This is a genomic window from Streptomyces sp. NPDC048142 (genome assembly GCF_043202835.1).
Lineage (GTDB): Bacteria > Actinomycetota > Actinomycetes > Streptomycetales > Streptomycetaceae > Streptomyces.
The window spans coordinates 26,053-33,731 of record NZ_JBIDBC010000040.1 but is presented as its reverse complement, the minus strand read 5'-3'; the positions used below and the strand labels follow the sequence as shown (position 1 = coordinate 33,731).

Genomic DNA, 7,679 nt, shown 5'->3' with positions numbered 1-7,679 from the left:
ACCCGGGGCGGCTCCCCAACTGACCACCCGGGCGGGCCCCCCCCCCCCACCCCGTCGCGGGCCCTAGCGGGCACAACACCCCCCCCCCGGGGGGGGGGGGGGTGGGTTCGCCCCCGGCGGCCCCCCGGCCGCACCTCGTGGCAAACGGGCCACCCCGATGTCAGCGGTCTCACGTAGGCTCGTGAGCAAGAGCTGCCGTACCGCTGCGGAAACCACCGGGGGAGGGGCCCACCGTGCTCATCGACACCTACGACCGGATAGCCACCGACCTGCGCGTGTCACTCACCGACAAGTGCAACCTGCGCTGCACCTACTGCATGCCGGAAGAGGGCCTCCAGTGGCTCGGCAGGAGCGAGCTGCTCTCCGACGACGAGATCGTGCGCCTGATCCGTATCGCCGTCACCTCGCTCGGCATCACCGAGGTCCGCTTCACCGGCGGCGAGCCCCTGCTGCGCCCCGGCCTCGTCTCCATCGTCGAGCAGTGCGCCGCGCTCACCACCCGCCCCCGCATGTCGCTCACGACCAACGGCATCGGACTCAAGCGGACCGCCACCGCCCTCAAGGCCGCGGGCCTCGACCGGGTCAACGTCTCGCTGGACACCCTGCGCCCCGACGTCTTCAAGACCCTCACCCGTCGTGACCGCCACAAGGACGTCCTGGACGGACTGGAGGCCGCCCGCGAGGCCGGGCTCACCCCGGTGAAGGTCAACTCCGTCCTGATGCCGGGACTCAACGACGACGAGGCCCCCGAGCTCCTCGCCTGGGCCGTCGCCCACGATTACGAGCTCCGCTTCATCGAGCAGATGCCCCTCGACGCCCAGCACGGCTGGAAGCGCGACGGCATGATCACCGCCGGGGACATCCTCGCCTCGCTGCGCACCCGCTTCACCCTCACCGCCGAGAGCGACGAGTCCCGCGGCTCCGCTCCCGCCGAGCGCTGGACCGTCGACGGCGGTCCGCACCGCGTCGGCGTGATCGCCTCCGTCACCCGCCCGTTCTGCCGCGCCTGCGACCGCACCCGGCTCACCGCCGACGGCCAGGTCCGCACCTGCCTCTTCGCCCGCGAGGAGACGGACCTGCGCGGGGCACTGCGCGGGGACGCGTCCGACGAGGAGATCGCCCGGCTCTGGGAAGTGGCCATGTGGGGCAAGAAGGCGGGCTCCGGACTGGACGACCCGTCCTTCCTGCAGCCCGACCGCCCGATGTCGGCGATCGGCGGCTGAGACTCAGGCGTCCCGCGAGCCCTCTGCTCCGGGTTCCCAGTCCTTCAGCGCCACCACGTCCTTGAGGAAACCCCGTACCCCCAGGAACGAGGACAGGTGCTCCCGGTGCTCCTCGCAGGCCAGCCAGGTCTTGCGCCGCTCGGGCGTGTGCAGCTTGGGGTTGTTCCAGGCGAGCACCCACACGGCGGCGGCCCGGCAGCCCTTGGCGGAACAGAGCGGGGCACCGGTGGGACTCTCGGCGGACGTCTCGGGAAAGATCACGTGACCCAGCCTAAGTCAGGTGCTCCGCGAGCCTTCTGACGCATCCCCGGCCGGAGAAAGGGCGACGCCGAGCAGCCACGGGGGGAGCTGCCCGGCGTCGGTCCGTCGCTCCGACGGGGGATGCGGAGCGCATTTGAAGTATGTCACGGGGACCGGGGTGCGGTGCACCGGAACGTCATGATTGATCTGAGCTTTTCCTGAGCTTTGCGGGGCCTGCGGGATCAGAGGTGCTCGTGCGGCGGCGGCACCCGGCCGGACGCCCCCTCGGCGTCCCCGGACTCCGCCGGCCCGGACGCCGGCCCGGCCTCCAGAGCAGGCGGCGTCGGCATCCGCACGAACGTCGTCGGCAGCGAAGTCGCGTTCTCCCGGCCCGCGTTGGCGATGACCACCGCCACGTACGGCAGCAGCACGCCCAGCGCGAGCGCCACGATCGCCACATGCCGTTCCACGTTCCACAGGACCGCGGCCAGCACCACCGACACCGTGCGCACCGACATCGAGATCACATAGCGCCGCTGCCGGCCCCGGACGTCGTCCTCCAGCCCCTGACGGGCGCCCGTGATCCGGAAGACCTCCGTATCCGCGCTCTTCCGCAGCATGCTCCACCACCAGATCTCGTCGCCGGGCACTCCCGGACCGGGCCGTGTCCACGGTACGCCCGCAGCCCGCCGGGCAGGCGACCGGGGCGCGTTCGGCGGACTGGCCGGGGTCCCCCGGACGGTCCAGCCGGGCATGCGCCGCCGGGGCGGCGGGCCAAGACTGGGCGGACGCGCACTCCGCGCCGTACGAGGAGGCGAAATGAGCTGGTTGTGGGCAATCATCGTGGGACTGGTGCTCGGTGTCATCGCCAGAGCGATCCTGCCGGGCAAGCAGGACATCCCGCTCTGGCTGACAGCCGTGTTCGGCATCCTCGGCAGCATCCTCGGCAACGCCGTGGCCGGCTGGATCGGTGTCGAGGACACCAGGGGCATCGACTGGATCCGTCATGCGCTCCAGCTGGCGGGCGCCGTGGCGGTCGTCGCCGTCGGTGACATGGCCTGGCAGGCGCTCCGGGGCAACCGGAGTCAGAGAACCTGACCCACTGGGTCACCACGGCACCGAGGCCGGCACAGCGCCGCGGCCGGTCACGCGGGAAACGCGTGTCCGGCCGCGGCGCTGTCATGTGCGGGAGGGGCAGCGCGCCGGAAGACGGGTGCCGTGCTCTGCCGCCGTCCCCCGGCCGGTACCGGGCTCGCCGTGTGCCGTTGCCGGGCCCAGACTGGAGGGAGGAAGTACTTGCTGTCTCCTCAACAGGTGAGCAAGGAGGAGCCATGACAGCGACGACACGAAGGGATGCTCCTGTCGTCATCGAAGGTGACGGAGTGGAGTTGCGTGTTCAGGACGTCGGTGGAGACCTGTCGGTCGCCTTTGTGAGGTTTCCCGAGGGCACCGACATGGGCCCGGCTCTCAAGGGGCTGGCCGACGACCTCTGCCCGTGCCCGCACTGGGGCTATCTCTTCAAGGGCCGGCTGAAGATGCGGACGCCCCACGGCGACGATCTCTACGAAGCGGGTGAGGCGTTCTACTGGCCGCCCGGACACGCCCCGGTGGCGCTCGAAGACTGCGAGTACATCGACTTCTCGCCGACCAAGGACTTCAACGAGGTCATCGAGCACATCAAGGCGCAGGGAGGATGACGGACGTCCCGTGAGGGCCGGTCGGCGACCCACGCGCCGGAGACCGCCCCGCACGACGGCCGAGCCGGGCCCTGACACCACAGCGCCGCGGCCGGACACACGAGGAAATGTGTCCGGCCGCGGCGCTGTGGTGCGGAGGGAGTCAGCCCGCCGGGCGGACCTCCACGGCCGCCAGGTTCTTCTTGCCCCGGCGCAGCACCAGCCAGCGCCCGTGCAGCAGCTCCCCGGCGTCCGGCGCGATCTCGCCGTCGGCGACCTTCACGTTGTTCACGTAGGCGCCGCCCTCCTTGACCGTGCGGCGTGCCCCCGACTTGCTGGGCGCCAGGCCGACCTCCACCAGCAGGTCCACCAGCGGACCCAGCTCGGCGACCTCGGCGTGCGGCACCTCGGACAGGGCCGCGCTCAGCGTCGCCTCGTCCAGTTCGGCCAGGTCGCCCTGCCCGAACAGCGCCTTCGACGCCGCGATGACGGCGGCGCACTGCGCACCGCCGTGCACCAGCGTGGTCAGCTCCTCGGCCAGCGCGCGCTGCGCGGCGCGGGCCTGCGGTCGCTCCGCGGTCAGCTTCTCCAGCTCTTCGAGTTCCTCACGGCTCCTGAAGCTGAGGATGCGCAGGTAGCGCGAGACGTCCCGGTCGTCCACATTCAGCCAGAACTGGTAGAACGCGTACGGCGTCGTCATCTCCGGGTCGAGCCAGACGGCGCCGCTCTCGGACTTGCCGAACTTCGTCCCGTCCGCCTTGGTCATCAGCGGCGTCGCCAGCGCGTGCACGGTGGCGCCCGGCTCCAGGCGGTGGATCAGGTCGATGCCCGCGGTGAGGTTGCCCCACTGGTCGCTGCCGCCCTGCTGGAGGGTGCAGCCGTGCCGGCGGTACAGCTCCAGGAAGTCCATGCCCTGGAGCAGCTGGTAGCTGAACTCGGTGTAGCTGATGCCCTCCTGCGACTCCAGCCGGCGGGCGACCGAGTCCTTGGTGAGCATCTTGTTGACCCGGAAGTGCTTGCCGATGTCCCGCAGGAACTCGATCGCGGACATGCCCGCGGTCCAGTCCAGGTTGTTGACCATCGTCGCCGCGTTCGGGCCGTCGAAGGTGAGGAAGGGCTCGATCTGCCCCCGCAGCCGCCGCACCCAGGCGGCGATGGTCTCCGGGTCGTTCAGCGTGCGCTCGGCGGTGGGCCGCGGGTCACCGATCTGGCCCGTCGCGCCGCCCACCAGGGCGAGCGGCCTCAGCCCGGCCTGCTGGAGCCGCCGCATGGTGAGCACCTGCACCAGGTGCCCCACGTGGAGGCTCGCGGCGGTCGGGTCGAAGCCGCAATAGAAGGTGACGGGACCGTCCGCGAGAGCCTTGCGCAATGCGTCCTCGTCAGTGGACTGGGCGAACAGCCCGCGCCACTTCAGCTCGTCGACGATGTCCGTCACGGTTCCGGTGCTCCTTACGACTGGCAGAGATGCTGGTGGAGATGTACGGGTCAGTCTAGGCGGGTCACACCCCCGGGCTGACCGAGCTCATGTTGAAGTCCGGGATGCGCAGCGCGGGCATCGCGGCCCGGGTGAACCAGTCGCCCCACTCGCGCGGCAGCGTCTTCTCCGTACGCCCCGCCTCCGAGGCCCGGGACAGCAGGTCCACCGGCGATTCGTTGAACCGGAAGTTGTTCACCTCGCCGACCACCTCGCCGTCCTCGACCAGATAGACGCCGTCCCGGGTCAGCCCGGTCAGCAGCAGCGTCGCCGGGTCCACCTCGCGGATGTACCAGAGGCACGTCAGCAGCAGCGCCCGCCCGGTCGTCGCGGTGACCATCTCCTCCAGCGACCGCTCGCCACCGCCCTCCAGCAGCAGGTTGTCGATGCCCGGGGCGACCGGCAGCCCGGTCAGGCCCGCCGTGTGCCGGGTCGTCGTCAGCCGCTCCAGCCTCCCCTCCCGGACCCAGTCCGTCGGGGCCAGCGGCAGCCCGTTGTCGAAGACGGAACCGCTGTCGCCGGAGGAGTGCGCGATCACGAACGGCGCCGACTCCAGGCCCGCCGCGTGCGGGTCGCTGCGCAGGGTGAGCGGGAGCGGGGAGAGCGTCTCGCCCAGCCGCGTACCGCCGCCCGGCGTGGAGAACACCGTCCGGCCCTCGACGGCGTCCCGTGCGGTCGACGACCAGAGCTGGTAGATCAGCAGGTCCGCGACCGCGGTCGGCGGCAGCAGCGTCTCGTACCGTCCTGCGGGCAGCTCGACGCGCCGCTCCGCCCAGCGCAGCCGCTGCGCCAGCTCCGCGTCCATCGCCGCCGGATCGACGTCCTTGAAGTCCCGGGTCGCCCGGCCCGCCCACGCGGAGCGCGTCCGGTCCGGCGACTTCGCGTTCAGCTCCAGCGTCCCGTTCGGCTGGTCGTGGCGCAGCCGCAGCCCCGTAGACGTACCCATGTAGGTGGAGGTCAGCTCGTGGTTCGCGAACCCGTACAGCTCGCGGCCCCCGGCCCGGGAGCGGGCGAAGGCCTCACCGAGCGCCGGGGCGAAGTCCGCGAAGACCTCCGAACCCGTCTCGGCGGGCGCGTCCGTGAAGTCGGGGGAGGAGGGCACCCCGCTCACCAGCGGCTGCGCGTCCTCCGCCGGACCCGCACCGCGCGCGGCGGCCTCGGCCGCGCGCACCAGCGGCTCCAGGTCGTCCGTGGTCACGGCGGACCGGGAGACGACACCGGACGCCGTCCCCTTCGCCCCGTCGACGGTCGCGATGACGGTCAGGGTCCGGCCCCGGGTCACCCCGTTCGTGGTGAGCGCGTTGCCGGCCCAGCGCAGATTGGCGGAGGACTGCTCGTCGGCGATGACCACCAGGCCGTCCGTGGTGGACAGATCCAGGGCCCGCTCGACGATCTCGTACGGCTTGCTGACGCGGCTCATCGTCCGGCCTCCTGCGTCGTGTTGAGGATGTTGACGCCCCGGAAGAGGGCGGAGGGGCAGCCGTGCGAGACCGCCGCGACCTGGCCCGGCTGGGCCTTGCCGCAGTTGAACGCGCCGCCCAGCACATACGTCTGCGGGCCGCCGACCTTCTCCATCGAGCCCCAGAAGTCCGTGGTCGTCGCCTGGTACGCCACATCGCGCAGCTGTCCGGCGAGACGGCCGTTCTCGATGCGGAAGAAGCGCTGCCCGGTGAACTGGAAGTTGTGGCGCTGCATGTCGATCGACCAGGACCGGTCGCCGACCACGTAGATCCCGCGCTCCACCCCGCCGATCAGGTCCTCGGTCGACAGCCCGCCCGGATCCGGCCGGAGCGACACGTTCGCCATGCGCTGTACGGGGACATGGCCCGGCGAGTCCGCGTACGCGCAGCCGTTGGAGCGGCCGAGCCCGGTCAGCTTCGCGATCCGGCGGTCCAGCTGGTAGCCGACGAGCGTGCCGCCCTTCACCAGGTCCCAGGACTGCGCCTCGACGCCCTCGTCGTCGTACCCGATGGTCGCGAGCCCGTGCTCGGCGGTGCGGTCGCCCGTCACGTTCATCACGGGGGAGCCGTACGCCAGCTTGCCCAGCTGGTCGAAGGTGGCGAACGAGGTGCCGGCGTACGCCGCCTCGTACCCCAGCGCCCGGTCCAGCTCGGTGGCGTGGCCGATCGACTCGTGGATGGTCAGCCACAGGTTCGACGGGTCGACGACCAGGTCGTACGTCCCCGCCTCGACGCTCGGCGCGCGCATCTTCTCCGCGAGCAGCCCGGGGATCCGGTCCAGCTCGGCGTCCCAGTCCCAGCCGGTCCCGGTGAGGTACTCCCAGCCCCGGCCCACCGGCGGCGCGATGGTCCGCATCGAGTCGAACCCACCGGTCGTGCCGTCCACCGCGACGGCGGTGAACTGCGGGTGGATCCGCACCCGCTGCTGCGTGGTGACGGTGCCCGCCGTGTCCGCGTAGAACTTGTTCTCGTGCACGGCCGTCAGGGACGCGTCCACATGCGCGACGCCCTCCGCGCGCAGCAGCCGCCCGCTCCACTCGGCGAGCAGCGCCGCCTTCTCCTCGTCCGGTACGGAGAAGGGGTCGACGTCGTACGCGGAGACCCAGGTCCGCTCGCCGTGCACCGGCTCGTCCGCCAGTTCGACCTTCTCGTCCGACCCGGCCGCCGCGATCACCTTCGCCGACAGCTTGGCCATCGCGACGGCCTGCGAGGCCACCTTCGCGGCCGCGTCCATCGTCAGATCCACTCCGGACGCGAACCCCCACGCCCCGCCGTGCACCACCCGCACCGCGTACCCGAGGTCCGTACCGTCCGACGCCCCGGCCGGACGGGCGTCCCGCAGCCGCCAGGAGGCGCTGCGCACCCGCTCCAGCCGGAAGTCGGCGTGGGTCGCGCCGAGCGCCCGCGCTCGGGCGAGCGCCGCGTCGGCCAGCGGGCGCGACGGCAGGGCCAGGAATGACTGATCTACCTCGTGGGGCACAGGGAATTCCCTTCTCGATACACCACGGCAGTGAACCACGCCGGAGGGTGACCGCACCGGGGGATATCACAGACGCGTGGGCCGACCACGCAAGTGTGCGAACTGTGGGAACCCAACAGCACCCCG

General features: G+C 71.6%; 8 protein-coding genes. 3 read left to right on the top strand and 5 right to left on the bottom strand.

Features of this window, described 5'->3' with window-relative positions; genetic code table 11:
• Window positions 1-233 precede the first annotated feature (233 nt).
• Window positions 234-1,223 (top strand): GTP 3',8-cyclase MoaA, encoded by a 990-nt coding sequence (moaA, locus tag ACGF2Y_RS32620; protein WP_392954926.1) that lies wholly within the window; start codon window positions 234-236, stop codon window positions 1,221-1,223.
• A gap of 3 nt (window positions 1,224-1,226) precedes the next feature.
• On the opposite strand, the gene ACGF2Y_RS32615 is transcribed toward moaA, so the two are convergent.
• A complete protein-coding gene (locus tag ACGF2Y_RS32615) occupies window positions 1,227-1,484 on the bottom strand; it encodes a hypothetical protein (RefSeq protein ID WP_392954924.1) in 258 nt (85 codons plus the stop codon).
• A 221-nt stretch (window positions 1,485-1,705) separates the two neighbouring features.
• Complete coding sequence (locus tag ACGF2Y_RS32610; protein WP_392954969.1) at window positions 1,706-2,083, bottom strand: DUF3099 domain-containing protein; 378 nt, start codon at window positions 2,081-2,083, stop codon at window positions 1,706-1,708.
• A gap of 199 nt (window positions 2,084-2,282) precedes the next feature.
• Between ACGF2Y_RS32610 and ACGF2Y_RS32605 the strand changes: the two genes are divergently transcribed.
• Window positions 2,283-2,561, top strand: a complete 279-nt coding sequence (locus ACGF2Y_RS32605; protein WP_392954922.1) for a GlsB/YeaQ/YmgE family stress response membrane protein — start codon at window positions 2,283-2,285, stop codon at window positions 2,559-2,561.
• A gap of 233 nt (window positions 2,562-2,794) precedes the next feature.
• Window positions 2,795-3,160 carry a hypothetical protein gene (locus tag ACGF2Y_RS32600; RefSeq protein WP_392954921.1) on the top strand — a complete coding sequence of 122 codons (366 nt, stop codon included), beginning with the start codon at window positions 2,795-2,797 and terminating at the stop codon, window positions 3,158-3,160.
• A gap of 142 nt (window positions 3,161-3,302) precedes the next feature.
• Here the strand turns inward: ACGF2Y_RS32600 and tyrS are convergent, their stop codons facing one another.
• From tyrS to ACGF2Y_RS32585, 3 genes are all read right to left on the bottom strand, one after another.
• Window positions 3,303-4,574 carry a tyrosine--tRNA ligase gene (tyrS, locus tag ACGF2Y_RS32595; RefSeq protein WP_392954919.1) on the bottom strand — a complete coding sequence of 424 codons (1,272 nt, stop codon included), beginning with the start codon at window positions 4,572-4,574 and terminating at the stop codon, window positions 3,303-3,305.
• 64 nt (window positions 4,575-4,638) lie between these two features.
• A complete protein-coding gene (locus ACGF2Y_RS32590; protein ID WP_392954917.1) occupies window positions 4,639-6,033 on the bottom strand; it encodes a metallopeptidase TldD-related protein in 1,395 nt (464 codons plus the stop codon).
• Window positions 6,030-7,553 (bottom strand): TldD/PmbA family protein, encoded by a 1,524-nt coding sequence (locus tag ACGF2Y_RS32585; protein WP_392954915.1) that lies wholly within the window; start codon window positions 7,551-7,553, stop codon window positions 6,030-6,032. Before ACGF2Y_RS32585 ends, ACGF2Y_RS32590 begins: the two co-directional genes overlap by 4 nt.
• Window positions 7,554-7,679: the final 126 nt, after the last annotated feature.

What these genes read in the sequence shown, in the direction of transcription:
- ACGF2Y_RS32600 (WP_392954921.1), top strand. Translation starts at nt 2,795, where the DNA reads ATGACAGCGACGACACGAAGGGATGCTCCTGTCGTCATCGAAGGTGAC.
- ACGF2Y_RS32605 (WP_392954922.1), top strand. Translation starts at nt 2,283, where the DNA reads ATGAGCTGGTTGTGGGCAATCATCGTGGGACTGGTGCTCGGTGTCATC.
- ACGF2Y_RS32610 (WP_392954969.1), bottom strand. Translation starts at nt 2,083, where the DNA reads ATGCTGCGGAAGAGCGCGGATACGGAGGTCTTCCGGATCACGGGCGCC.
- ACGF2Y_RS32590 (WP_392954917.1), bottom strand. Translation starts at nt 6,033, where the DNA reads ATGAGCCGCGTCAGCAAGCCGTACGAGATCGTCGAGCGGGCCCTGGAT.